A 25,469-nucleotide genomic window follows, 5' to 3' on the forward strand; every position below is an offset into this window, starting at 1 on the left:
CCCTCTCCCGGATGGGAGAGGGCAGGGGTGAGGGCGCGCGCGACCTTTCCGTCATGCTCGCCCTTGTGGTGAGCATCCACGTCTTGAACACCGCGTTTGCCAAAGGAAGACGTGGATGGCCGGGACAAGCCCGACCATGACGGAAAGGTCTGCGCGACCCCTCATCCGGCCCTTCGGGCCACCTTCTCCCGCAAGGAGAGGGGGGCGCTCAATCCCGCTTGCCGCCCCGTTTCAGATCGTAGTCGATCATATAGGCGGTGCGCTGGTTGAGGCGCTGGCGGTAGACCTGCAGGTTCTCCATCACCCGCTGGACGTAATTGCGCGTCTCGGTGAAGGAGATGCGCTCGACCCAGTCAACGGCGTCGACCTCGGGCGTGCGCGGATCACCATAGGCTGCGATCCATTTCTTCACATTGCCCGAGCCGGCATTGTAGGCGGCGAAGGTCAGGATATAGGAGCCGCGCCAGTCGCCGAGCAGGTCGTTGAGATGGGCCGCGCCCATCTTGGCCGAATAGAGCGGGTCCTTCGTCAGCTTGTCGAGCTCGAAGGGCAGTTGCGCCCGCCGCGCCGTCTCGCGCGCCGTCGCCGGCATCATCTGCATCAGGCCGAGCGCACCGGCATGCGAGACCGCAGCCGGATCGAAGGCGCTCTCCTGACGGGCGATGGCGTGGACGATGGCACGCTCCATCGGATCGCCCACCGACGGGAATTCCGGCACGCCGAAGGTCGGGAAGGCGGCCTCGTCGAGCGGGAAGCCGCGCTGCAACGCGATCTTGCCGATGGTGAGCAGCGTCTTGGCGTCGCCGCGCTGGCGGGCGATGTCGGCGATCGCCTCGAGCGCGGCGGCATCGTGCAGGCGCTGCGACAGGTCGATCAGCAATTGCCCGGCGAGATCGGGCGCCTCGATCGCATAGAGCAGCTTCGCGGCCTTGAAGCCGGGCAGATGCGCCAGCGGCGCTGCTATGGTGCGCCGGACCGGTAGATCGATGAGCCCGAGCCGGGCGCGGGCGAGCTGGCCGTAATAGGCGACCGGGTGCTCGGCGGCGCGGCTGTAGAAGGTCTTCGCGTTGTCGGCCTTGCCGAGCGCATCGGCAGCGCGGCCTTGCCAATAGGCGGCGCGCGCCACCGAGATCGGCGTCTCCGCAATCTTGGCGGCTTCGGCGAAATGCTTCGCTGCCCGCTCGGCATCCTTCTCGAAGCGCAGGGCGATCCAGCCGGCATGCCATTCGGCGTCGATGCGCTCGGCCGTGTCCTCGGCGCCATGGCCGGAGGCGACCGCATAGGCGCCCTTGGCGTCGCCTTCGTCGAGCAGCTTGCGGGCGATCAGGCGACGTTCCTCCCACCAGCCATCGCCGTCGCCGAGCACGGCCGGATCGCGCGGCACCTCGGCGATCGCCTTGGCGGCATCGGCCGGCTTGCCGGAGCGGCGGGCCTGCTGCGCCTGCAGGAAGGCGAAGGAGATGTCCTTCTTGAGGGGCGCCGGCACGGCGTCGATCTGCTTCTGCGCGATCGGCCCCTTGGCCTTGGCGCTGGCGAGCCGGACCTTGGCCAGGGCGACATAGTCCTGCGAGACGCGGGCGGCATTGCGCAGCGCTTCCTCGCTCTTTCCGGCGAAGAGATAGCGTTCGGTGCGCAAGCGGTGGTCGGCGGTGGTCAGCTTGTCGCCGAAATTGTCGAGCACGATCTTTTCGAGCCCGGCGCCGAGATGGTCCTTGAGCCAGGTCCGGCGCGCGAGCGCCAGCGCTTCGTCCTGGCGGCCCTCGGCGGCCAGCGCACGGGCGAGTGCAACGCGCCCGGCCGGGCTGATCGGCTCGCGGCCATGGAAGAAGGCGCGGACGATCTCGGGTGAGCGCCGGTCGTTGACCAGTGCCGCTTCGGCCCGCCGGCGGAACGGCGTCGTGCCGGGATAGTTCGGGAAGGCGTCGAGGAATTCGGCGATGCGCTCGAAGCTGACGACATTGGACAGGCTGCGCAGCGCCACCCATTCCAGCATGCCGCGCACCGCCTTGTCGTCGATGCCGCGGGCGATGGCATCGCCATCCTCGAGCTTGCCGGCGCGGTAGGCTGCGACTGCCTTCTTCAGCGGTTCGAGGTCGATGCGCTCTTCCGGCCGGACGATCGTGGCCGGTGGCACGGGCGATACGGGCGGCTCGGTCTGCGGCGCGAGCGAGGCCGTCACGCCGACATCGACGCTCGCAGGTCCGGTATCGTCGCTCGTATTGACGCGCGCCAGGCGCTCGATCTGCAATGGATGCGAGCCGTCAGGGCCCGCGGAGCAGGGTCCGGCAGTCACCAGAATGAGCGTCAGGCCGGCTCCAAAGAACCGTCGGCCCGGCGATATCGCCATGTGAGGCATCCCCCCAAGCAAGCCGGATCGTAGCAGTAGGCCATGCTCCCGCAGGGAGCTTTATGAAGTCCTAACCATGCCGCCACGATTTTTGATGGGTTGCCGGCTTTGCGGACTGCAGCTGAAAGGCTATGTCTGTCGCCCGTTTCACGCTGAACTTTGTCGTTTTCAGGACCGTCCATGACCAAGCATGCGCCACTCACCGGTTCGATGCCCGCGCTGGTGACGCCGTTCAAGGGCGGAAAGATCGACGAAGCGACGCTACGCGCCCTGGTCGACTGGCAGATTGAGAGCGGCTCGACCGGGCTGGTTCCGGTCGGCACCACCGGCGAGAGCCCGACGCTGAGCCATGACGAGCACGGCCGCGTCACCGAGATCGTCCTCGACCAGGCCAAGGGCAGGGTGCCGGTCATCGCCGGCGCCGGCTCGAACAACACCACCGAGGCGATCTCGCTGGCAAAGCACGCCGAGAAGGCGGGCGCCCAGGCCGTGCTCGTGGTCACGCCCTATTACAACAAGCCGACGCAAGAAGGCATGTATCAGCACTTCAAGGCGGTGAACGATGCGATCGGCATTCCGATCATCATCTACAACATCCCGCCGCGCTCGGTGGTTGACATGTCGGTCGAGACGATGGCGCGCCTCTACGAGCTGAAGAACATCGCTGGCGTGAAGGACGCGACCGCCAATCTCGCGCGCGTCTCGCTGCAGCGCCATGTGCTCGGCCCCGATTTCATCCAGCTCTCGGGCGAGGACATGACTGCGCTGGCCTATATGGCTGCCGGCGGCCATGGCTGCATCTCGGTCGTCGCCAATGTCGCGCCCAAGCTCTGCGCCGACCTGATGGCTTGCGCCCTCAAGGGCGACTATGCCGGCGCGCTGAAGATCCAGGACCGGCTGGTGCCACTGCACGACGCCGTCTTCAAGGAGCCTGGTCTCGCCGGCGCCAAGCATGGCCTGAAGCGCCTCGGCCGGATCGAGGAAGAACTCCGCCTGCCGTTGATGCCGGTTACGGCGGCGACCGGCGACGTCATCCGCAGCGCCATGGTTCACGCCGGCCTGTTGAATGCTTAAGTGAGGTGATCGGCGTCGCGGTCTCGCGAGCGCCGGTTGCCGGAGAGTTTCGATGAGCAAGCCAGATCCAGAGCGCTACAAGCTTGCGGCCGATAACCGCAAGGCGCGCTACAACTATGCCATCACCGAGACACTCGAAGCCGGCATCGCCCTGCAGGGCACCGAGATCAAGTCGCTGCGCGGCGGCCGGGCGACGATCGGCGAGAGCTATGCCGGGCCGATGGGCACCGAGCTCTTCCTGTTCAACGCCCATATCCCGGAATATCTCGAAGCCAACCGCTTCAACCATGATGTCCGCCGGCCGCGTAAGCTGCTGCTGCACCGCCGCCAGATCGACAAGCTGATGGGCGCGATCCAGCGCGAGGGCTACACCGTCATCCCGCTCAAGGTCTATTTCAACGACAAGGGCCGGGCGAAGGTCGAGCTCGGCCTCGGCAAGGGCAAGAAACTGCACGACAAGCGCGAGACCGAGAAGGCCCGCGACTGGAACCGCGACAAGGCGCGCATCCTGAAGACGGGGGGGTAGGCGCCAAATCCCGGTCTATCCGGCGGTCAGCCCGTCAGGCTCGACGAAACTTCCCTCTGGCGCCGGGTGGGGCAGCGACCAGCCGAAATAGACCTCGACCGCGGAAATCTTGCCGTTTCGGATCGTCATGATCTCGGTGTTGCGAAAGCCCTTGCCGTCGAGGCCTTCGCCCTCATAGGTCACGAAGACCGTCTCGCCGATCGCGATGAGGTGCTTGAACGTGCAGGCGCGGATGCGTTCGCTGTTCGGCCAGCAGCGTTCGAAATAAGTCGCGCGATCGAGGCGATTGTCGAGCGGGCTGGTGAAATGGAAATCCTCGTCGAGCAGGGCTTCGATCGCTGCCCGATCCTTGTCGACATAAGCTTGATAGCAGGCGCGCGCGATCTCGCTGGCGTAATCCGACATGAACTGCCCCTCATTTCCCCATTACAACCGTAACGGGAAAGGTCGGGGCAGGTTCCGTCTGTCAGCCCATCGCCTTCTTGAAATTCTCGTTCGCCCTGTCCCAGTTCACCGTCTTCCACCAGGCGGCGAGGTATTCCGGCCGGCGGTTCTGGTACTTCAGGTAGTAGGCGTGCTCCCAGACATCGATGCCGAGCACGGCCTTGGCGCCGAGCTCGAGCGGTGTGTCCTGGTTGGCCGTCGAGATGATGGCGAGCTTCTTGTCCTTGTCGACGACGAGCCAGGCCCAGCCCGAGCCGAAGCGCGTCGCGCCGGCCTGGTTGACCTTCTGCACCAGCTCGAGCATCGAGCCGAAGGCGCCGTCGATCGCGCTCTTCAGCTCCGCGCCGGGCTGCTGGGCCCCGCCCGGGGTCATCAGCTCCCAGAAGAAGCTGTGATTCCAGTGGCCGCCGACATTGTTGCGCACGGCGGTGCGGACATTGTCGGGCGCAGCGCTGAGATCGGCGAGCACCGTCTCGATCGGCGTGGTCCGCAGCGCCTCCCACTGGCCCGCGGCCGCGTTGGCGCCGTTCACATAGGCCTGATGGTGCAGCGAGTGGTGGATGCGCATGGTCTGCGCATCGATGGTCGGCTCCAGTGCCTCATACGCGTAAGCCAGCTTCGGCAGCGTGAAGACCGGCGGCGGGGCGGCAGGAGCCGGAACTGTCTGCGCCAGCACCAGTGCCGGACGGGCAATCACGAAGGCTGAACCGGCGGCGAGGCCGGTGAGAAAGCTGCGGCGTTCCAAGGCGTGCCCTCCGGGTGTCGTTGCGGAAACAGAGCTTGCGCGAGCCGCAGCTGCGGTCAAGTGCCCGCGGCTCAACGCCGCTGGTCCTCCATCGACAATGCGATAGGGCAGGGCAGGTTCAGCCCTCCGGCGGCTCGTCGCCTTGCCGGATGCCGTAACGCCGCTCCAGCCCCGGATTACCGGCGCCGGGAGCGCGCGCCGCGCGCTCGGCTGGGTCGCGTCCGACCTTCTGCATCAGGCTGGCGAGTTCGACGAATTCGTCGCATTGCCGGCGCAGATCGTCGGCGACCATCGGCGGATTGGTGTTGATGGTCGAGACCACCGAGACCTTGACGCCCTTGCGCTGCACCGCCTCGACCAGCGGACGGAAATCGCCATCGCCGGAGAACAGGTAGATTTGGTCGAGATGGGGGGCGAGCTCGAGCATCTCGATGGCGAGCTCGATGTCCATGTTGCCCTTGACGCGCCGGCGGCCGGTCGCGTCGGTGAACTCCTTGGCCGCCTTGGTGACGACGCGGTAGCCGTTGTAGTCGAGCCAGTCGACCAGCGGTCTGATCGAGGTGTACTCTTCGCTTTCAACCAATGTCGTGAAGTAGAAGGCTCTGATCAGATTGCCACGTCCCTGGAATTCCTTGAGCAGGCGTCGATAGTCCATGTCGAAACCGAGCTGCTTCGACGTCGCATAGAGGTTAGCGCCGTCGATGAAGAGCGCGATGCGCGGTTCACCTGCCATATAAATGGCTCCTGCTTAAATCGAGTCGATCAATAAGAATCGGCACGGATCTAGGTCGAATAATGTCAGGCTGACGCTCCAAATCGAGCGGTCCTTCGGCGTTTATGTGGTGAATGTGGCGTACCGCGCAAGATTGGGAGCAGATTTTACCATTTTCACGTGCGAGCGCTGCAATATTCAGCTTTTTGGAAAGTCCAATCCCATCTCGCGATAGCGCTCCGGATCGTCGCTCCAATTCTCGCGGACCTTGACGAAAAGGAAGAGGTGGACCTTCGCCTCGGCCGCTTCGGCGATCTCGACGCGCGCCTTCTGGCCGATCGCCTTGATCGTCTGGCCGCCTTCGCCGAGCACGATCTTCCGCTGGCCCTCGCGCTCGACATAGATCGTCTGCTCGATCCGGACCGAGCCGTCCGGGCGCTGCTGCCAGCTCTCGGTCTCGACGGTCGAGCGATAGGGCAGCTCGTCGTGCAGCCGCTCGAATATCTTCTCGCGGGTGATCTCGGCGGCGAGGAAGCGCAGCGGCGCATCCGAGATCTGATCCTCCGGATAGAGCCAGGGGCCGGGCTTCAGCCGGGTCTCGAGCCAGCTGAGGATATCCTTGACGCCATAGCCGGTCAGCGCCGCGACCATGAAGGTCGTCTCGAATTTGGACTGCTCGTTCACCGCTGCGGTGATGGCGAGCAGCTTCTCCTTCGGGATCGTATCGATCTTGTTGAGGATCAGGAACTTCGGCTGCTTCAGCTGGGCGAGCCTTTCCAGCAGCGCGGTGTTCTCCTCATGGTCGAAGCGGCCGACATCGATCAGCACGCCGATCAGGTCGGCATCGGTCGCCCCGCCCCAGGCACTCGTCACCATGGCGCGGTCGAGCCGCCGCTTGGGCGCGAAGATGCCGGGCGTGTCGACGAAGATGATCTGTGTCGGGCCGGAGAGGGCGATGCCGCGCACCTGCGTGCGCGTCGTCTGCACCTTGCGCGAGACGATCGAGATCTTGGCGCCGACGAGCTGGTTGAGCAGCGTCGACTTGCCGGCATTGGGCGCGCCGATCAGCGCGACGAAGCCGCAGCGGGTCTGCTGGTCATTCTCAGCCATGGTCCGCTTCCGCCCCTTCGTTCCACAATCCCTGCCGCCGCAGGAAGGCTTCGGCCGCCGCCTGCTCGGCCAGCCGCTTCGAGCGGCCTTCGGCCTCTGCTTCGACCAATGAGCCGATCCGTACCGCGATACGGAAGATCGGCGCATGGTCGGGGCCGGAGCGGCCGCGCTCGGCATAGGTCGGCGTCGGATGGCCCTGGCCCTGCGCCCATTCCTGCAACGCGGTCTTGGCGTCGCGCAAGGGCGTCACCGGCGTCAGCAGCCGCTCGCCGAAGCCGGCCTCGACCAGCTTGCGCGCGGTATCATAGCCACCATCGATGAAGACGGCACCGATGATCGCCTCGCAGGCATCGGCCAGGATCGCCTTGTTCTTGCGCGCGCCCGAGAGAATCTCGCCCTCGCCGAGCCGCAAGTGCGGGCCGACGTCCCAGGCGCTCGCAACCGCCGCGCAGGTCTCCTTGCGGACCAAGTCGGCGAGGCGGCGCGACATGTCGCCTTCCTCGGCCTGCGGATAGGTGGTGAACAGCATGTCGGCGACCGAAAGGCCGAGCACGCGGTCGCCCAGGAATTCGAGCCGCTGATAGCTCGCGAGCCGGCGCGGATCGGCGCTCATATGAGTGAGCGCCGTCTCCAGCAGGGTCCGGTCGCGGAAGCGGTAGCCGAGCTTGTCCTCGAGCCGCGAGAGCTCGGGCAGCTTGCGGCCGCTATCGGTGGGCTTGCTCACTTGATCGTCGAGAACATGCGGTTCCAGCGCACCGTCCAGGGCCATTCCCAGATGCGCCAGGCCGACGCGCCCTCGTCGATCGAGAAGAAGATGATCTCGGCGCGGCCGACGAAGTTCTCGAACGGCACATAGCCGACGCTGCGGTCGCGCGAATCGAGCGAGTTGTCGCGATTGTCGCCCATCATGAAGAAGTGGCCGGCCGGCACCGTGAACACCGGGGTGTTGTCGAAGGTGCCGGTGTCGCCTTCACGCTCGATGATGCTGTGGCTAACCCCGTTCGGCAGGATCTCGCGATACTGGATCACGGGGGCGGATCGGCCCCAGGCGTCGGTGGTGACGAAATCGGCGATCCGCTCGCGCTTCACCGGCGCGTTGTTGATGTGGAGGATGCCGTCGATCATCTGGATGCGGTCGCCGGGCAGGCCGATGACGCGCTTGATGTAATCGGTCGATCCGTCGCTCGGCAGCTTGAACACGGCGATGTCGCCGCGCTTCGGCTCGGCGGCCCAGACCCGGCCCTGGAACAGCGGCGGGCTGAACGGCATCGAGTGCTTCGAATAGCCGTAGGTGTATTTCGAGACGAACAGGTAATCGCCGATCAGCAGCGTCGGGATCAGCGAGCCCGAGGGGATGTTGAAGGGCTGGAACAGCAGGGTGCGGATCACGAGGGCGATGAGCAGCGCCTGGACGACGACCTTGATCGTCTCGAGGATGCCGCCTTCGTCCTTGGTCTTGTTCTTGATCTCGGCGTCGTTCGCCACGCGGGGCTCCTGCTGGCTGCATTTCGCTTGCGCGGTCTAGCCGACTATCGTGTGTCGGACAACGCAGGCGCGGTCTGGCAAGTCAATATGGGCGGGATGGGCGACCGTTTCACCGGCCGAAGGCACCGCCGTGCCGATACTCCCATCGGCCGGCGCCGAAAAGCCCCCGGCGGTGTCTCCAGCGCAAGGCATCCCTGCTGGTGGTGCCAAGGGCAGTTCCGGCAACCCGCCGACGGGTAGCGAGGAAGCGCGGCCCATCACGACCTGTGGTGATGGCGCTGCCGCCCTGCATCGGCGCAGCCTGCCCCTGCGTCTGCGCCAGATTGACGCTGGATTGCGCTGCGATCACAGTCCTGTGATCGCAACCAAAGGGCGAATCGAGATGAGCACGAGAAACTATGTCGCAGAGGTGATCGGTACCTTCTGGCTGACCTTCGCCGGCTGCGGCAGCGCCGTGATCGCGGCGGGCTTTCCGCAGGTCGGCATCGGGTTGCTTGGTGTATCTCTCGCGTTCGGTCTGACCGTCGTCACCATGGCCTATTCGATCGGCCATATCTCCGGCTGTCATCTCAACCCGGCCGTCACGATCGGCCTCGCCGCCGGCGGGCGCTTCCCGGCCGGCCAGGTGGTGCCCTACATCGTCGCCCAGGTCATCGGCGCCATCCTCGCCGCCACCGTGCTCTATTTCATCGCGGTCGGCGCGCCTGGTTTCGATCTCGCCAAGGGCTTCGCCTCGAACGGCTATGGCGAGCATTCGCCCGGCAAATACGGCCTGGCCTCGGCCTTCCTGACCGAGGTGGTGATGACCATGATGTTCCTGTTCATCATCATGGGCGCGACCCATGGCAAGGCGCCGGCCGGTTTCGCGCCGCTCGCCATCGGCCTCGGCCTCGCCCTGATCCACCTGGTCAGCATCCCGGTCACCAACACCTCGGTGAACCCGGCGCGTTCGACCGGCCCGGCGCTTTTCGTCGGTGGCTGGGCCCTGCAGCAGCTCTGGCTGTTCTGGCTGGCGCCGATCATCGGCGGCGTAATTGGCGGCGTCCTCTATCGCTGGCTGAGCGGCGAGTCGCAGGACCAGGTCACCGGCTGACCCCGGCGCCTGCCGCGCAATATCCGCAACCCGAGGTCAGGCCTGGATCGGCCTGGCCTCGATCACGACGAAGGCCTGGGCCAAAGGCGGATCGTCGGTCAGCGAGACATGCACGACCGCCTCATGGCCCGGCGGTACCATCTGCGCGAGACGCGCCGCAGCGCCGCCGGTCAGCCGCATGGTCGGCCGCCCGCTCGGCAGGTTCACCACTTCCATGTCGCGCCAGAACACGCCGGACCTGATGCCGGTGCCGAGCGCCTTCGAGCAGGCCTCCTTGGCTGCGAAGCGACGGGCATAGGAGGCCGCGCGCGTGGCTCGGCGATCGGATTTCGCCTGCTCGCCCGGAGTGAAGATGCGCTGCGTGAAGCGCTCGCCAAAGCGGGCGAGCGAGTTCTCGATGCGGCGGATGTCGCAGAGATCGGAGCCGATGCCGAGGATCATTCCAGCGGTCTAGCTGGCCGCGCGGCCCTCGTCCATCGCTCGCCGCATCACGGCGATGGCCGTCTCCAGCCCGACGAAGATCGCTTCGCCGATCAGGAAATGGCCGATGTTGAACTCGACGAAGGCGCGAACGCCGGCGAGCTTGCGCGCGGTGTCGTAGTCGAGCCCATGGCCGGCATGGACTTCGAGGCCCAGCGAGGCGGCAAAGGCTGCGCCACTGGCGAGCCGCTGGAACTCGGCCTCGGCCTTGTCGGCATGGCCGTCGGCGACGGCGTGGCACCAGGTGCCGGTATGCAGCTCGACCACCGGCGCACCGAGCTTCGCGGCCATCGCGATCGGCGCCTCGTCGGCCTCGATGAACAGCGAGACGCGGCAACCCGCGGCCTTCAGCCGGGCGATCGGGGCAGCGAGCGCCTGCGCCTGGCCGACGACATCGAGCCCGCCCTCGGTGGTGCGTTCCTCGCGCTTCTCGGGCACGAGACAGGCGGCATGCGGCTTGAACCTCTCGGCGAGGCCGATCATCTCCGCTGTCGCGGCCAGCTCGAAATTGAGCGGCTTGGACAATTCGGTTGCCAGCCTTGCCATGTCGGCGTCGCGGATATGGCGTCGGTCTTCGCGCAAGTGGGCGGTGATGCCGTCGGCGCCGGCGGCCACCGCGAGAAGGGCGGCACGCACCGGATCGGGCAGGGCGCCGCCGCGGGCATTTCGCACGGTCGCAACGTGGTCGATGTTCACGCCCAGGCGCAAGCGGTTCTCAGTCATCGTCGCCCCTCCGTTATCTGCCGTCTACGCCGCACTCGGCAACGGTTCAAGGCAAGCAATGTGATCGACACCGTCAGCGTTCTTGATCAATTGATGCACGCAATGCGTGCAGTGACTGAAAATGCACGAAATCTGCGGCGTGACTGTTGTTAAGTCCTGGAACCTAGCCTCCGAAATCTCCCTGAGGCGTTTCCAGACCTGTCATGCAGCTTCCCGCGAACCATCGGCAGTTCGAGAGCGAGGTTACCCCCGATCGGCGCGACGCGAACCAGCCGTCCGACCGTGCCCTCGGCCGCGTGATCGCCTGTTCGGGCTCGCGAGCCACGATAGCGGCAAGCGCATCGGGGGCGACGCCGGGCACGCTGGACGGCTGCGCGATCGGCCGCCTGCTCTCGATCAATCTCGGCACCAGCCGAATCGTCGGGCTGGTCTACGAGATGCGTGCGCTGGAGGCGGCCTGGAACGAGGCCGGGTCCAATTCCATAGCGGTCGAGGTCGAGCTGCTCGGCGAGGTCGTTGATGGCGAGAACGGCACTGCGCGTTTCGACAGCGGCATCACCACCTATCCGCCGATCGGAGCGCCGGCGCACCGCATCCGGTCGCGCGACCTGGAGCGCATCCACGACCTCGGTCAGCGCAAGGGCGTCGTTCTCGGCAGCCTGACGCAGGATGCGGACGTCGCGGCGAGCGTCGACATCGAGCGCCTGCTGTCGCGGCATTTTGCCGTGCTCGGCACCACCGGTGTCGGCAAATCGAGCGCCGTCGCGCTGATCCTGCGCAAGGCGGTCGCGGCCAAACCGAACCTGCGCGTGCTGATCCTCGACCCCCACAACGAATACGCCCACGCCTTCCCCGAGAACTCCGCGCGGATCGATGCGAGCACGCTCGACCTGCCGTTCTGGCTGTTCCGCTTCGAGGAGTTCGCCGACATCGTCTTCCGCGGCCGTCCGCCGCTCGAGGACGAGGCCGAGATCCTGCGCGAGGTCATCGCCGTCGCGCGCAGCCGCTACCGCACCGTGTCGCCGCAGGACATGGCGCGCGATCTCGGCAGCAGCGTGCTGAAGCGGCCGCTGGAGCTCGGCGCCGCACGTCGCCCGGCCGAAGCCAGCGGAGCAGCCGAGCTCGCCGCGCCGTATCGCCTCGCCGATCTCTTCGCGGCGATCGACGAGCTGATCGGTCTCCACGAACTGCGCTATCCGCGTCCGACCCTGCGCGCGCTCAGGGTGCGGCTGGAGACGCTGCACGGCGACCCGCGCTACGGCTTCCTCTTCGCCCATGCCAACAGCATGGAGACGATCGCCCCGGTGATCAGCCAGGTCTTCCGCGTTCCGCATCGGGGCCGGCCGATCACCGTCTTCCAGCTCGCCGGGCTGCCCTCGGAGGTCGTCAACGCCGTCGCGTCCAGCCTGGCGCGGCTCGCCTTCGACCTCGCCATGGCGAGCCGCGGCAGCTACGAAATCCTGCTGCTCTGCGAGGAAGCGCATCGCTATGTGCCGCAGGACCAGGCGCTCGGCTTCGCACCGACGCGCCAGGCCATCGCCCGCATTGCCAAGGAGGGGCGCAAATACGGCGCTTATCTCGGCCTGGTGACGCAGCGTCCCGGCGAACTCGACCCGACCATCCTGTCGCAATGCTCGACCGTCTTCGCCATGCGCCTCGGCAATGATCGCGACCAGGAGATCATCCGCGCCGCGATCGCCGATGCCTCGGCCAGCACCATCGCCTTCCTCTCCTCGATCGGCAATCGCGAGGCGATCGCCTTCGGCGAGGCGGTCGCGACGACGATGCGCATGCGCTTCCTGGAGCAGCGACCTGAGGAACTGCCGGCGATGGCAGGTCGTGTGCCGGTGCAGGCGGAGCACCGCGAGCCGCTGGTCGAGGAGCTCGTCGCCCGCATGCGCGGGCTTTGACGCCGTCGTCAGCCGGATGCGACGAGCGGGCCGCCCGGGAACTCGACATATTGCGGCAGGGCGTCGGTGATCTCGAACCACGGTGCCTTGGAACCGACGAAGATGTGCGCCGCCGGCCTGATGCTGGGTGCGTCGGTCAACGTGCCCAGGGTGACATGGACGAAAGCACCCTCGCGGACCACGGAATACAGCAGCGAGCCACAACGCCTGCAATGAACGTCATGGGTTTCGTCGCTGCCATAGCGCAGCAGGGCGTCGGTGCCCTGCGTGACGTCGAGCTCTCGCCTCACAATGCCGGCGAATGGTTTGAAGGCTGCTCCCGTGGTCCGGCGGCACTGCGAACAATGGCAGTTCATGGCGTAGTCGAAAGCGTCGGTGACGCTGTAGGATACCGCGCCGCAAAGGCACCGGCCGGACAGAGTGCGGGGGCGGGAGCGGGAGGAACTGGTCAAATCGAAGCCTCCGGCGAAGACACTCGGCTCGCCGTATTCAAGCAATGACCGAAGCGCTCGCGTGGCAGCAGCGAAATTCTTGCATCCATCCGCTTCACCCTGTATGAGCGCCGCTCAACCTTTCCATCGCATCGCGCACGATCAGAAGGAGCCGCGAATGGCTCGCGTCACCGTTGAGGACTGCATCGACAAGGTCGAGAACCGCTTCGAGCTGGTTCTCCTCGCGAGCCACCGCGCCCGCATGATCGCCTCGGGCTCCTCGATCCTCGTCCAGCGCGACAACGACAAGAACCCGGTCGTCGCCCTGCGCGAGATCGCCGACGAGAAGCTCACCCCCGAGGATCTCAAGGAAGACCTGATCCACTCGCTGCAGAAGCATGTCGAGGTCGACGAGCCGGAGGCCGACACCGTGCCGCTGCTGACCTCACAGTCGCATGTCGCCACCCCCGATTCGGAAGTCCAGTTCGATCGGATGAGCGAAGACGATCTGCTGCGCGGCCTCGATGGGCTCGTCCCGCCGACCGAGAGCGCCGACGACGAAGACTGAAGCCGTCGGAAAGCGTTGACGATATCTGCTAAAGCCCGGCCCTGCCGGGCTTTTTCATGCCTGTCACGCATGGATTGATCTTGCCGCGGCCTGCCGCGATCGTTGATATTGAGACGAATCCAATCGAGTTGAGCGGTGGAGTTGCGCCCGCATGGGCATGATGCGGCAATATGAGCTTGTCGACCGGGTCAAGCGCTACAACCCGAACACCGACGAGGAGCTGCTCAACCGCGCCTATGTCTACGCCATGCGTGCGCATGGCACGCAGAAGCGCGCCTCTGGCGACCCGTTCTTCGCCCACCCGCTCGAAGTCGCGGCGATCCTTACCGAGCTCAAGCTCGACGACGCCACCATCGTCGCCGCCGTCCTGCACGATACCGTCGAGGACACCGAGGCGACGCTGGAGGAGATCGAGACCCTGTTCGGGCCCGATATCCGCCGCCTCGTCGACGGTCTCACCAAGATCAAGAAGCTCGACCTCGTCTCGAAGAAGGCAGCGCAGGGCGAGAACTTCCGCAAGCTGCTGCTCGCCATCGTCGACGACATCCGCGTGCTCCTGGTCAAGCTCGCCGACCGGCTGCACAACATGCGCACGCTGCACTATGTGCCGCCGGAAAAGCGCCTGCGCGTCGCCGAGGAGACGATCGAGATCTATGCGCCACTCGCCGGCCGCATGGGCATGCAGGAATTGCGCGAGGAGTTGGAGGAGCTCGCCTTCCGCCATATCAAGCCGGAAGCGCACGCTACCATCACCAAGCGGCTGGAAGAGGTGACCCAGCGCGAGGGCAAGGTCATCGGTGAGATCGAGAGCGATCTCAAGACCAAGCTGGCCGAGCGCGGCATCGAGGCGCAGGTCTATGGCCGGCGCAAGCGCCCCTATTCGATCTGGAAGAAGATGGAACGCAAATCCGTCTCCTTCGAGCAGCTCTCGGATATCTTCGGCTTCCGCGTCATCATCGACAAGCCGGAAGACTGCTACCGCGTGCTCGGCATCGTCCACATGACCTGGCCGATGGTGCCGGGCCGCTACAAGGACTACATCTCGACCCCGAAGCAGAACGACTACCGCTCGCTGCACACCACCGTCGTCGGCCCTGGCCGCCAGCGCGTCGAGTTGCAGATCCGTACCGACGGGATGGACCGCGTCGCGGAGTTCGGCATCGCCGCCCATGCCCGCTACAAGGACGGACGAACGGCTGGTGTCGTCGCTGCCGCCGACGAGAGCCGCGCCTATCAATGGCTGCGCCGCACCGTCGACCTTCTGGCTGAGGGCGACAATCCCGAGGAGTTCCTCGAGCACACCAAGCTCGAGCTCTTCCACGACCAGGTCTTCTGCTTCACGCCCAAGGGGCGCCTGATCGCGCTGCCGCGTGGCGCGACGCCGATCGATTTCGCTTATGCTGTTCACACCGATGTCGGCAACACCGCCGTCGGCGCCAAGATCAACGGCCGGATCGCGCCACTTCTCACCGAGTTGCAGAACGGCGACGAGGTCGAGATCACCCGCGCCGAGGGCCAGGCGCCTCCGGCGGCCTGGGAATCGCTGGTGGTCACCGGCAAGGCCAGGGCCGCCATCCGCCGCGCCACGCGCGTCGCGGTGCGCCGGCAATATGCCGGGCTCGGCCGCCAGATCCTGGAACGCGCCTTCATGCGGGCCGAGCGGCCCTTCACCGACGAGAAGCTGAAGGCTGCACTGAAGCGGCTTGCGCGCACCGCGGTCGACGATGTGCTCGCCGCCGTCGGGCGCGGCGAGATGTTCTCCGGCGACGTGGTACGGGCGGTCTATCCCGATCTGGAGCCGGAGAAGCGCGCGACAGGTGAAGCCAAGGCGGCGCCGCCCGGCAAGGGCTGGTTCGAACTGCGCCAGGGCGAGAACCTCAAGTTCAAGCTGCCGAACGAGACGCCGGGCACCGACGCGATCCCGATCCGCGGCCTCGGCGGCGACCTGCCGGTCCGGTTTGCGCCGGGGGGCGGCGCCGTGCCGGGCGATCGCATCGTCGGCATTCTGACGCCGGGCGAGGCGGTGACGATCTATCCGATCCAGTCGCCCTCGCTCGCCGCCTTCGACAACGAGCCCGAGCGCTGGCTCGATGTGCGCTGGGACCTCGACGACAAGCGCCCGCAGCGCTTCCCGGCGCGCATCCAGCTCAACTCGATCAACGAGCCCGGCTCGCTTGCCCAGATCACCACCACTATCGCCGAGCATGACGGCAATATCGACGCGGTCTCGATGATCCGCCCGACGCCGGACTTCACCGACGTCACCATCGACCTGACGGTCTGGGACCTGAAACACCTCAGCGCGATCATCAGCGAACTGCGCGAGAAGCGGGTGATCAGCCGGGTCGAGAGGGTGGTGGCGTAAGCACTCCCGTCATGGTCGGGCTTGTCCCGACCATCCACGCCTTCCCTCGGGCAGCGCGGTGTTCAAGACGTGGATGCTCGCCACAAGGGCGAGCATGACGGTTTGGGACACGACCAACTCACCCCGCCCTGAACGCCGCTGCGAGCTCCCTGACGAAGGCGTTGGCACGCGGCGTCGCGACATTGCTGCGCAGCACGACCTCGAAGGTGTCGAGTGCCGGCAGTCCCCAGTCCGGACCAAGGTCGACTGCCCCGCGCGGTGCGATCCGGGCGGCCAGTGGCGAGACGCCGAGCCCGCCTTCGACAGCCGCCAGAACCGCCGCCATGCCGCCGCCGATGAAGGCTTCGCGCCAGGGCAGGCCGACGCTGTCGAGCGCCTCCATGGCGTGGCGGCGCAGGCGGCATTCCGGCATCAGGCTGACCAGCGGTACTGGGCCATCAGGCTTCGTCAGTGACGGCGCGCCGAACCAGCCGAAGGCGTCACGGCGCAGCACCTCGCCGTTGCGTCCGGAGCCCAGCCGGCGGATCACCGCGACATCGAGCTCGCCACGCTCGAACGCCGTGTCGAGCGCGGCGGATGGCTCGATGCGCAGGCCGATGACTAGCGAGGGGTCGTGTTTGGCGAGCCGCGCCAGCAGGGCAGGGGCGTCGGCTCCGACAGCTTGCTCGCTGATGCCGATGCTGATGCGCTCCTGTATCTGTCGGAACGAGGTCAGCGCCCGCTCATGCGCCGCCATCAAGTCGCGCGCCGCCGGCAGGAAGCGTTCGCCCTCGGCGGTCAGCCGGACGAGGCGCGGATGTCGCTGCAGCAGCAATTGGCCGAGCGCCTCCTCCAGCTTCTTGATGCGTGTCGAGACCAGCGATTGCGCAGTGCCGAGCGCCTCGGCGGCGCGGGTGAAGCTGCTGAACTCCGCAGCGCGCAGGAAGGCGGCAACGCCGTCGAGATCGAGTGTGTTGCTCATGATAAATCTGAATTCGAGATTATTGATATCATCAAAAATACGATTTTCAGATCGTAATTTCAAGCCTAGTTTCAAGGCGTCGGCGGCAAGGACCGCCCCCGCAATATGGAGCCTGTCATGCCCCTGATCCGGATTTCGATGCGCCGTGGGCGCCCGGCCTCGCACCCCGCCGCCATCGTCGACGGCGTCTATCGCGCCCTTCGCACGACCTTCGAGGTGCCGGAGAACGATCTTTTCGCCGTGGTGCACCAGCACGAGCCCGAGGAGTTCATCTTCGACAACAACTATTTCGGCTTCAATCGCAGCGACGCGCTGGTCATCATCCAGCTTACCGTCGCCAACACCCGTGGCGTCACCCAGAAGAAGGCGCTCTATGCCGCCATCGCCGAGAACCTGCAGAAGGAGCCGGGCCTGAAGCCCGACGACATCTTCATCAACCTCGTCGAGGTCAAGCGCGAGGACTGGTCGTTCGGCGGCGGCATCGCACAGTACGTGGCGTAGTCAAAGGGCGTCATGGTCGGGCTTGACCCGATCATCTCAGGCCGGAGGAGGCTCCTGTCAGCGCCTTCTCGTCATGAGATTCTCGGGTCTGCGCTTCGCTTCGCCCGAGAATGACGCGCGATTGACGGCGTTCGGCGCCGCGCTCTAACTCTCCCCGCATGGAGTGGAGCGACGAGGGCACGATCATCGGCGTCAGGCGTCACGGCGAGAGCGCCGTGATCCTGGAGGTGATGACGCGTGACCATGGCCGCCATCTCGGCCTCGTCCGCGGTGGCCGCTCCAGCAAGCAGCAGCCGGTGCTGCAGCCCGGCAATCTCGTCTCGCTGACCTGGCGGGCGCGGCTCGACGAGCATCTCGGCGAATACAAGGTCGAGCTCTTGACCTCGCACGCCGCTCGGCTGATGGCGCAGCCGGTCGCGCTCTACGGGCTCGCCAATGTCGCCGGCCTGCTGCGCCTGCTGCCGGAGCGCGATCCGCATCCCGGTCTCTATGAGGGCCTCTCGGTGCTGCTCGCCCATCTCGACGAGATCGCGATCGCGCCGGCGCTGATGGTGCGCTTCGAGCTCGCCATGCTCTCCGAGCTCGGCTACGGGCTCGCGCTCGAACGCTGCGCCGTCACCGGCCTGCGTGAGGATTTGAGCCATGTCTCGCCGAAATCCGGCAAGGCGGTCAGCCGCAAGGCGGCCGAGCCCTATCTCGACCGGCTTCTCAGCCTGCCGGCCTTCCTCAGCGAGGGACAGGGCGCGCGCCGGCCGGCACCAGCCGAGATCGCCGCGGGCTTTGCCCTGACCGGTTTTTTCCTGCGCCGGGACCTCTACGAGCCGCGTGGCTTGCAGGAGCCGCCGGAGCGGGTGCGCCTGCTGGAGCTGGCAGCGAGAATCCACTGATTTCCGCTGGTTTTCAGGCATCGGCGCTTTGCGTCGCTTGCATCGCGGCTGCATCGTTGCATCAAGTGATTCGGGCCCTTATTCCCTCGTGTTTGCGAGGTATGGACCGGTGTCGGCCCCTCTGCTGGGCTGCGTGTCGAACTAGGTTGGTAGAAGCATGGGCAAACCCGTCGAGCCGCCTCCGGAGGAGGAAGCCGAACGCGTCGATCTGAAGAGCGCGCTTGAGGAGCGCTATCTCGCCTATGCGCTCTCGACGATCATGCATCGCGCCCTGCCGGATGCGCGCGACGGCCTGAAGCCGGTCCATCGCCGCATTCTCTATGCGATGCGCCTGCTGCGGTTGAACCCCGACGTCGTCCACCGGAAATGCGCGAAGATCGTCGGCGACGTCATCGGTGGCTTTCACCCGCATGGCGATCAATCGGTCTACGATGCCCTGGTTCGCCTCGCCCAGGATTTCGCCCAGCGCTATCCGCTGATCGACGGGCAAGGCAATTTCGGCAATATCGATGGCGATAACGCCGCCGCCTACCGCTACACCGAAGCACGCATGACCGAGGTCGCGCGCCTCCTGCTCGACGGGATTGAGGAGGACGCGGTCGATTTCCGTCCGACCTACAATGCCGAGGACGAGGAGCCGATGGTGCTCCCGGCCGCCTTCCCGAACCTGCTCGCCAACGGCTCGCAGGGCATCGCGGTCGGCATGGCGACTTCGATCCCGCCGCACAACGCCGCCGAACTCTGCGACGCGGCGCTCTATCTGATCCAGCATCCGGACACGACGTCCGAGCAGTTGATGACTTTCGTGCCGGGGCCTGATTTTCCGACCGGCGGCATCATCGTCGAGACGCGCTCGTCGATGGTCGAGACCTACCGCACCGGCCGTGGCGGCTTCCGCACGCGGGCGCGCTGGCATGTCGAGGACCAGGGTAGAGGCACCTGGTTCGTCGTCGTCACCGAAATCCCCTACGGGGTCCAGAAGGGCCGGCTGATCGAGAAGATCGCCGAATTGCTCAACGACCGGAAACTGCCGCTGGTCGCGGACCTGCGCGACGAGTCGGCCGAGGATATCCGCGTCGTCATCGAGCCGCGCGCCCGCAATGTCGACGCCAACCTGATGATGGAATCGCTGTTCAGGCTCTCCGAGCTGGAATCGCGCATTCCGATGAACATGAACGTGCTGACCGGCGGCGTGGTGCCGCGCGTGCTCAGCCTGGCTGAAGCGCTGCGGGCCTGGCTCGACCATCGCCGGGAGGTCTTGCAGCGGCGCTCGCGCTTCCGCCTCGGCCAGATCGAGAAGCGCCTCGAAATCCTCGCCGGCCTTCTGATCGTCTATCTCGACCTCGACCGGGTGATCAAAATCATCCGCGAGGAGGACGAGCCCAAGATCGAGCTGATGAAGGTCTTCGCGCTCAACGAGGTCCAGGCGAATGCCATCCTCGACACCCGCCTGCGCGCCTTGCGCAAGCTGGAGGAGATGCAGCTCAAGACCGAGTTCGACGAGCTGACCCAGGAGAAGGGCCAGATCGAGGGTCTGCTCGCCTCCGAAGCCCAGCAGTGGAAGACCATCTCCTGGGACATCCGCGAGGTAAAGAAGCTGTTCGGCCCGGAGACGGCGATCGGCAAGCGCCGCACCACCTTCGCCGACATGCCAGATACGACCGATATCGACCTGACGCAGGCCATGGTCGAGCGCGAGCCGGTGACGGTGGTGATCTCGAAGAAGGGCTGGATCCGGGCGCTGAAGGGCCATGTCCAGGACCTCTCGACCCTGTCCTTCAAGGGGGACGACGGTCTGCGCACCGCCTTCTTCAGCGAGACGACGTCCAAGATCCTGGTGATGGCGACCAACGGCAAGGTCTTCACGCTGGAGGCCTCGAAGCTGCCCGGTGGGCGCGGCTTCGGCGATCCGATCCGGCTGATGATCGAGCTGGAGGAGAGCGCCGAGATCGTGGCCGCCTTCCCTTACAGGGCGGGCCTGAAGCTTCTGGTCGCCAGCACGGAAGGGCGCGGCTTCGTCGTGCCGACCGACGATGTCGTCGCCAACACCCGCAAGGGCAAGCAGGTGCTGAACATCGAGGCACCGGTCGAGGCGATGCTCGTCGTGCCGGCCGAGGGCGACCATGTCGCGATCATCGGCCAGAATCGCAAGCTGCTCTGCTTCCCGCTCTCCGAGGTTGCGGAGATGGGCCGCGGCAAGGGCGTCAAGCTGCAGCGCTACAAGGATGGCGGCCTGTCGGACGCCAAGGTCTTCAAGCTGGAGGACGGGCTGACCTGGCTCGATTCCTCGAGCCGGACCTGGACGGTGGCGCAGGCTGAATTGCTCGAATGGCTCGGTCACCGCGCCGAGGCAGGCCGCCTGCCGCCCAAGGGCTTCCCGAAGAACAACAAGTTCGGGGGATAAGCGGGACAGCAGGTGCCCGGCACGCCGTTATCTGACGGTGCGCTGCGGCGCTGGCCAGCCGACGGAACGGCCGAGATCGGTGGTGTGGCAGGCAGACAGGGCGAACGCCAGCAGTGCGGCGGTGATTAGGCGCGACATGAATTGCTCCGAATGGATCGTGCGGGGATAGTGCGAGCCAGGCCGGCTCAGTCTTGCCCGAGAAGCGCTGACTTGGCCGCTGCCTCGATTCCGCTCCGATGAGCGCTGGCGACCAGTAGGCAGAGCGCAAGCAGGATCACGGCCGGCAACGACGAGCCGGGCAGGATCGTGAGGTGCGCCAGGGTGGCGCCGACCATGGTGCCCGCGAGCAGCAGGGCGGCGAAACCGGCAAGTGCGGGCAGGAGCAGCGCAGCAGCGCCGGCCAGTTCAATCATCCCGGTCAGATAGCGGAACCATTGCCCGACGCCGATCGTGTCGAAGACCTCGACCATCGGCTGTATGCTGGCGAGTTTGGCGCCGCCGGCGGCTGCGAAGGCGGCGGCGAGCAGCGCCTTGACGGCCCATAGGCCGAACCGGCGCCAACGCGGCGCCTCCGAAACGTTCGTAAATAACATGGATGTCTCCGAGGAATGCCCGAGGGCTGCGGCGGGCGGTCCGTCGCTTTCGTCGTGAGTAAATCGAGGGTAAGATCAAAAACTCAAGTAGGATGAAATTTGTGATATAGTATGGAAAACAAGACTGTTGAGTTGCCGCACCTAAGTGAGCGCGCCGAAAGCCTCGCGGATTCAGATGCTTGTCCGAGTTCCGCTGCGGTCGAGCAATTTCATGCCGCCATGCGTATGTTGACCGGCAAGTGGAAGGGCGAGATCCTGTGGCGGCTCGGGCAGAGCACGCTGCGCTTCGGCGAGCTGCGCCGTTCGATCCCCGGCATCACCCAGCATATGCTGACGACCCAGCTGCGCGATCTGGAGGCGCATGGTCTCGTCAAGCGCACGATCTACGCGGAGGTGCCTCCGCGCGTCGAATATGAGCTGACGCCGTCAGCGCGCGATCTTGGCACGGTCTTTCGCGAGATCTGGGCCTGGTCCGATAGGCACGCAACTTCGCTCAATCTGACAGCTTGAAAGCACGGGTCGCGACGCGATCCAGCGTCTGATCAAAGACTTATGCAAATCTGCTGACTCAGCTCGCCAGCGGCTTGAATCAAGCTCTCAGCGCCTTGAATCGCGGCCTCAACGCATCGCCGGCCCGACGACGCCGACTTCGAGTCCGAGCGTTATCTTGTCGGTGACCGCCCATTCGACGCCCGCGCGCGCCTCCGGCCTGACGGCGATGTCGGAGCGCGAGAACGGCGCCGAGAACGAGGTCGCGCCATAGCGGAAGGTCTCGTTGGCCGCCGCCAGGCCGACCGTGGTGTAGAGCAGCACGTCGGGCGTCGCGAACACGCCGGCCTTGACCTGGAAGGCGCCGGCGATGTCGCGGGTATAGGTCGCGCGGTTGAAACCGGGATTGGCATAGCCGCCGAAGGCGGGGGAGAATTCGAGCGCTCCGGAGATGCCGTAGACGAAATCGCCGTCGCGCCACATCTTGCCGGCCTCCAGCCCGATCACCGGGCCGGCTGACGTCCCGTAGTGCTTCGAGCTGGTGACCTGGAAGCCGCTGGAGATGCGGGCATAGGAGCCTTCCCATTTGACGCCGCCGGGCGACAGGGTCGGCTGCGACCAGGCGAAGGAGGGCAGGACGCCGAATCCGGAGAGCGGCAGGAAGGCCTGCGCCTGCGCCGGGGCGCCGGCCGCGAGCAGCGCAGCCAGGGCTGCGCCGGCTGAAAGAAGCTTCATGCGTGCGGTGCCAAAGGCCGGGATCATGCTCATGGCATAGCAGGTGAGGGTGGGATTGTCGCGCTTTTGTGGCGCGACACCCGGTCGTCAGCTCAGCTTGGTCTTGAGGCGCAGGAACCGCATCGTCCGTTCGGCGGTGGCCATATCGAGCTGCTCATAACCCTTGAGATCGTCCTCGATGTCCTTGGCCTTGAAATAGAGGCGTCGTGCGCGCAGTTCCAGGATGGCGTGAAAGGTGTGCTTGTCGAGTTCCAGTATGCGCGCCAGCACGGCGATGCCGCTGACGTCGCGCTGCATCAGCACACGCAGGGCCTGCTCGTTCGAGATCCCGGCGCTGGTCGCGATCACCTGGGCGAGGTGGAAGGCGCGGTCCTCTTCCGCCAGCATGTCGACGACTTCGCCGAGGCTGCGCGTGCCGGCCTGGAGATCGGCGATCAGCAGCCGGACCTCTCGGCGCTGCTGCCGCGCCTGGCGCGCCATCGTTGCGGTCTGGTGCGAGCCGGTCTCCGCAGAGGGATCCGACATCTGCTCGACGATGCGCAGCACGCGTTCGGCGCGCTGTGGTGACAGGTCGGAGCGGCGCGCCAGCGCCTCGCTCACCGCTGTGTCGTCGCCGCCGCGCTGCAGCAGCCGATCGAAGCCGCGATCCGAGAACTGCGCGCCTTCATTGCCCGAGACGGTGCGCAGCACGGCGCTGTCGCCGCGCTCGACCAGGATGTCGGTGACCCCTTCCGACAGGCGGGCACGTTCGGCGATCGCCACGAGATGCGCCTGTGTCTGGCTGATGGCGATGGCCGCGAGATCGGTGTCGGTCAGGACCGGGGAGAGCTTGAGCACGAGCCGCGCGACGCCGGCATCGGCATCGTTCGCCAGCGAGACCGCAACGCGATGCGGCAGCGTTTCGGTGGCGGCGACGTTGTCGGCGTATTGGCGCCGGCCTTCCGTATCGAGATGAGGCAGCGAACGCAGCGCGATCTCGCCGTAATGATCCTGTGACTCCTCGCTCGGCTCGGCGTCCAGCAGGAACAGATCCGTCACGGCGTTGAGAAGCTTGCGCCGCGCCTCCGATGACATGTCTGCCGGCAGGCGGGTGAGAGTCTGCAGCATGGATTCTTCCACAAGGCTCCGGCGGCATTCTGACGCCGATCCCAGCAACCTGCCGCAGCGCCGTTTGATTTAGTCTTAAGCCGGGCGAAGAATTTCATGTATTTCCAAGCAGCTTATACAACCTATTGGTGCATTTATCTATATAATATTCCAATGGCTGTATATTCCGGTGCGAAGCGGCGAAGCGGCGAAGCGCCTGAGGGCCTGCCCGAAATTTCATCGAGCCCTCATCCTGAGGAGCCATTTCGCCAGAAATGGCGTCTCGAAGCATGCCCAGAAGGTTCCAGAGCCAGCTGGAGCCCCCTTCGAGACGGCCCTTCGGGCCTCCTCAGGACGAGGGCTGGAGCTTTGAGACCTTTATGGCGCTGGGAAGAAGTTGCTCGGCAGGTTGCTGGGGCGCGTCGTCGACTCCGCCCGCACCGGCGCGCTCGCCGTCGGGCCGTACCCCCTGTCGAAGGCGGTGCCGTCCTGCTCGTTGCAGGTCGGACGCTGCGGGTTCTTGGCGATGGCGGCCGAGCGCGGAAAGGCCGTGTTGTCGACCGCGTCGGTGGTCGGCTGGCCGATATCGATGCGTGAAGTCACCATGCTTACGGTCGGCTTGGCGGTCGGCGAGGTCCAGCCGAGCGTGCCGTGCCAGATGATATGCCAGCCGATCCGCGCCAGGTGATGCACTGTCGAGCCGCGTTCCCGCGCGACGAAATAGGCGATGAAGCCTTCGTCGCGTCGGGCCGTATGCAGGAAGTTCGGCGCAGGCACCTTGCTGTTGGTTTGGCGCAGGGGGAACGGGTTGTTGGGATGGTCGCCGAGCTTGTAGGTCACCAGGAAACCCTTGGTGCCGGTAGTCTGGTCGGTGATGACCTGATTGCTCGGGTCGAAGATCATCTCGTCGACAGTCGGCAGGTCGCCGTCGCCGTCCAGCGAGGGATTGGTGCCGAAGGCGGATTTGAGGTTGATGGCGATGCTGCCTTCATTGGCCATCCGCCCGGCATAAAGCGCTTCGTAGACCACGATGTCGGAGACCAGGATCATCCCGAACTCCCAATTGGTCGTCAGGTCGACCTTGTCCTGCCGGTTGGCCGGATCGCCTGACATCAGCACGGTGCCGGTGCAGGTGATCATCGGGCCGGTATGGCCGGGATGCCCGGCCGGATCGTCGGCGGCGGCGCGGCGAGCGTTGGTCGTGCAATGCAGCAAAGCGTGCTCGGTGCCGACATGGATGTCGGTACGCGAGCCACCCTTGTTGGCGATGATCGTGGCGGTGCCGGGTGCGATCGCGACAACCATGGCTTCTCCTGCGGTTATCCGACAGTCTGATGTCTTCGGGCGGGGCGCGTCGATCTAGCGAACCGCTGCGCTGTGCGTGCGCGCCTTGGCGGCTTCGGCGCGGCGATTGAGGGCGCTCACCGCGATGATGGCGCGCTCCAGCGCCGCCATGGTCAGCGGCCCGACGATGGCGTCGGCGACGAGTCCATTGGCCGTCTGGAAACTGCGCACCCGGTTCGCCGTTTCCGGGCCGAAGATGCCGTCGGGCAGGGTGCGGCCCTGGCCGGTCGAGTTCGGCATCGCCATGCCGAGGTCGATCAGAGCGAGCTGGATGATGGCGACGGCATCGCCGCGCTCGCCCTGCTTCAGCGGCGGCGCGTTCTCGGCGGCCTTCCTAAGGCGGTCATTGTTCGAAAAGCGCGGTGACGTGAGCGCCATGATCTCGATCCTGCCCGTCCCCGATGACCCAAGGTTAGTTCCGGGTCCGGGGAGGGGTCAAGGACGCTGGCATGGCTT

The 25,469-nt window shown here is 65.9% G+C and carries 26 protein-coding genes; 10 read left to right on the plus strand and 16 right to left on the minus strand.

What is annotated here, in order from left to right:
* Nucleotides 1–208: 208 nt before the first annotated feature.
* A complete protein-coding gene (locus tag GV161_RS21095; protein WP_210253494.1) occupies nt 209–2,347 on the minus strand; it encodes a lytic transglycosylase domain-containing protein in 2,139 nt (712 codons plus the stop codon).
* Nucleotides 2,348–2,527: 180 nt separating this feature from the next.
* Here GV161_RS21095 and dapA point away from each other — a divergent pair, with 180 nt between their 5' ends.
* Together dapA and smpB are read left to right on the plus strand one after the other, a co-directional pair.
* Nucleotides 2,528–3,421, plus strand: coding sequence for a 4-hydroxy-tetrahydrodipicolinate synthase (gene dapA, locus GV161_RS21100; protein WP_152014150.1), 894 nt, complete (start codon nt 2,528–2,530; stop codon nt 3,419–3,421).
* A gap of 52 nt (nt 3,422–3,473) precedes the next feature.
* The gene (gene smpB, locus GV161_RS21105) at nt 3,474–3,947 is read left to right on the plus strand and encodes an SsrA-binding protein SmpB (protein ID WP_110492638.1); all 474 of its coding nucleotides are present in this window, start codon (nt 3,474–3,476) and stop codon (nt 3,945–3,947) included.
* 15 nt (nt 3,948–3,962) lie between these two features.
* Here smpB and GV161_RS21110 read toward each other — a convergent pair whose 3' ends face one another.
* The 6 genes from GV161_RS21110 to lepB form a co-directional block, all read right to left on the minus strand.
* Nucleotides 3,963–4,352: a nuclear transport factor 2 family protein gene (locus GV161_RS21110; protein ID WP_152014151.1), complete on the minus strand. Its 390-nt coding sequence runs from the start codon at nt 4,350–4,352 to the stop codon at nt 3,963–3,965.
* A gap of 61 nt (nt 4,353–4,413) precedes the next feature.
* Complete coding sequence (locus tag GV161_RS21115; protein WP_152014152.1) at nt 4,414–5,136, minus strand: superoxide dismutase; 723 nt, start codon at nt 5,134–5,136, stop codon at nt 4,414–4,416.
* 118 nt (nt 5,137–5,254) lie between these two features.
* Complete coding sequence (locus GV161_RS21120) at nt 5,255–5,869, minus strand: NYN domain-containing protein (RefSeq protein ID WP_152014153.1); 615 nt, start codon at nt 5,867–5,869, stop codon at nt 5,255–5,257.
* A gap of 177 nt (nt 5,870–6,046) precedes the next feature.
* Nucleotides 6,047–6,958, minus strand: a complete 912-nt coding sequence (gene era, locus GV161_RS21125; protein WP_152014154.1) for a GTPase Era — start codon at nt 6,956–6,958, stop codon at nt 6,047–6,049.
* On the minus strand, nt 6,951–7,682 hold the full coding sequence (rnc, locus tag GV161_RS21130; RefSeq protein WP_244624041.1) for a ribonuclease III: 732 nt from the start codon (nt 7,680–7,682) through the stop codon (nt 6,951–6,953). Before rnc ends, era begins: the two co-directional genes overlap by 8 nt.
* Entirely contained in the window at nt 7,679–8,443 is a 765-nt protein-coding gene (lepB, locus tag GV161_RS21135; RefSeq protein ID WP_152014156.1) for a signal peptidase I, read from the minus strand. Before lepB ends, rnc begins: the two co-directional genes overlap by 4 nt.
* Before the next feature lie 382 nt (nt 8,444–8,825).
* Here lepB and aqpZ point away from each other — a divergent pair, with 382 nt between their 5' ends.
* Nucleotides 8,826–9,536: an aquaporin Z gene (gene aqpZ / locus GV161_RS21140; RefSeq protein ID WP_152014157.1), complete on the plus strand. Its 711-nt coding sequence runs from the start codon at nt 8,826–8,828 to the stop codon at nt 9,534–9,536.
* Between the two features lie 36 nt (nt 9,537–9,572).
* Here the strand turns inward: aqpZ and acpS are convergent, their stop codons facing one another.
* Nucleotides 9,573–9,977, minus strand: coding sequence for a holo-ACP synthase (gene acpS / locus GV161_RS21145; protein WP_100963071.1), 405 nt, complete (start codon nt 9,975–9,977; stop codon nt 9,573–9,575).
* A 9-nt stretch (nt 9,978–9,986) separates the two neighbouring features.
* The gene (locus GV161_RS21150; RefSeq protein ID WP_152014158.1) at nt 9,987–10,739 is read right to left on the minus strand and encodes a pyridoxine 5'-phosphate synthase; all 753 of its coding nucleotides are present in this window, start codon (nt 10,737–10,739) and stop codon (nt 9,987–9,989) included.
* A gap of 203 nt (nt 10,740–10,942) precedes the next feature.
* Between GV161_RS21150 and GV161_RS21155 the strand changes: the two genes are divergently transcribed.
* On the plus strand, nt 10,943–12,649 hold the full coding sequence (locus tag GV161_RS21155) for an ATP-binding protein (RefSeq protein ID WP_152014159.1): 1,707 nt from the start codon (nt 10,943–10,945) through the stop codon (nt 12,647–12,649).
* 8 nt (nt 12,650–12,657) lie between these two features.
* On the opposite strand, the gene GV161_RS21160 is transcribed toward GV161_RS21155, so the two are convergent.
* On the minus strand, nt 12,658–13,101 hold the full coding sequence (locus GV161_RS21160; protein WP_244624100.1) for a GFA family protein: 444 nt from the start codon (nt 13,099–13,101) through the stop codon (nt 12,658–12,660).
* 157 nt (nt 13,102–13,258) lie between these two features.
* Between GV161_RS21160 and rpoZ the strand changes: the two genes are divergently transcribed.
* The gene (gene rpoZ, locus GV161_RS21165; protein ID WP_057192190.1) at nt 13,259–13,648 is read left to right on the plus strand and encodes a DNA-directed RNA polymerase subunit omega; all 390 of its coding nucleotides are present in this window, start codon (nt 13,259–13,261) and stop codon (nt 13,646–13,648) included.
* A gap of 157 nt (nt 13,649–13,805) precedes the next feature.
* Nucleotides 13,806–16,013: a bifunctional (p)ppGpp synthetase/guanosine-3',5'-bis(diphosphate) 3'-pyrophosphohydrolase gene (locus tag GV161_RS21170; protein ID WP_152014911.1), complete on the plus strand. Its 2,208-nt coding sequence runs from the start codon at nt 13,806–13,808 to the stop codon at nt 16,011–16,013.
* 118 nt (nt 16,014–16,131) lie between these two features.
* On the opposite strand, the gene GV161_RS21175 is transcribed toward GV161_RS21170, so the two are convergent.
* Entirely contained in the window at nt 16,132–16,974 is an 843-nt protein-coding gene (locus tag GV161_RS21175) for a LysR family transcriptional regulator (protein WP_152014160.1), read from the minus strand.
* A 117-nt stretch (nt 16,975–17,091) separates the two neighbouring features.
* Between GV161_RS21175 and GV161_RS21180 the strand changes: the two genes are divergently transcribed.
* From GV161_RS21180 to parC, 3 genes are all read left to right on the plus strand, one after another.
* Nucleotides 17,092–17,475 (plus strand): tautomerase family protein, encoded by a 384-nt coding sequence (locus tag GV161_RS21180; RefSeq protein ID WP_152014161.1) that lies wholly within the window; start codon nt 17,092–17,094, stop codon nt 17,473–17,475.
* A 158-nt stretch (nt 17,476–17,633) separates the two neighbouring features.
* Entirely contained in the window at nt 17,634–18,362 is a 729-nt protein-coding gene (recO, locus tag GV161_RS21185; protein ID WP_152014162.1) for a DNA repair protein RecO, read from the plus strand.
* 157 nt (nt 18,363–18,519) lie between these two features.
* Nucleotides 18,520–20,766, plus strand: a complete 2,247-nt coding sequence (gene parC, locus GV161_RS21190; protein WP_152014163.1) for a DNA topoisomerase IV subunit A — start codon at nt 18,520–18,522, stop codon at nt 20,764–20,766.
* A 185-nt stretch (nt 20,767–20,951) separates the two neighbouring features.
* Here the strand turns inward: parC and GV161_RS21195 are convergent, their stop codons facing one another.
* Nucleotides 20,952–21,359 carry a DoxX family protein gene (locus GV161_RS21195; RefSeq protein WP_152014164.1) on the minus strand — a complete coding sequence of 136 codons (408 nt, stop codon included), beginning with the start codon at nt 21,357–21,359 and terminating at the stop codon, nt 20,952–20,954.
* Between the two features lie 219 nt (nt 21,360–21,578).
* Here GV161_RS21195 and GV161_RS21200 point away from each other — a divergent pair, with 219 nt between their 5' ends.
* Nucleotides 21,579–21,869, plus strand: coding sequence for a helix-turn-helix domain-containing protein (locus GV161_RS21200; RefSeq protein ID WP_152014912.1), 291 nt, complete (start codon nt 21,579–21,581; stop codon nt 21,867–21,869).
* A gap of 108 nt (nt 21,870–21,977) precedes the next feature.
* On the opposite strand, the gene GV161_RS21205 is transcribed toward GV161_RS21200, so the two are convergent.
* The 4 genes from GV161_RS21205 to GV161_RS21220 form a co-directional block, all read right to left on the minus strand.
* Nucleotides 21,978–22,583, minus strand: a complete 606-nt coding sequence (locus tag GV161_RS21205) for an outer membrane beta-barrel protein (protein WP_159650339.1) — start codon at nt 22,581–22,583, stop codon at nt 21,978–21,980.
* 87 nt (nt 22,584–22,670) lie between these two features.
* Nucleotides 22,671–23,690, minus strand: coding sequence for a DUF2336 domain-containing protein (locus GV161_RS21210; RefSeq protein ID WP_152014166.1), 1,020 nt, complete (start codon nt 23,688–23,690; stop codon nt 22,671–22,673).
* A gap of 357 nt (nt 23,691–24,047) precedes the next feature.
* Nucleotides 24,048–24,974, minus strand: coding sequence for a hypothetical protein (locus GV161_RS21215; protein WP_152014167.1), 927 nt, complete (start codon nt 24,972–24,974; stop codon nt 24,048–24,050).
* A gap of 54 nt (nt 24,975–25,028) precedes the next feature.
* Nucleotides 25,029–25,391, minus strand: coding sequence for a peptidoglycan-binding domain-containing protein (locus GV161_RS21220; protein WP_152014168.1), 363 nt, complete (start codon nt 25,389–25,391; stop codon nt 25,029–25,031).
* Nucleotides 25,392–25,469 lie beyond the last annotated feature (78 nt).

Origin of the sequence: Bosea sp. 29B (assembly GCF_902506165.1) — a bacterium.
Taxonomy (GTDB): Bacteria; Pseudomonadota; Alphaproteobacteria; order Rhizobiales; family Beijerinckiaceae; genus Allobosea.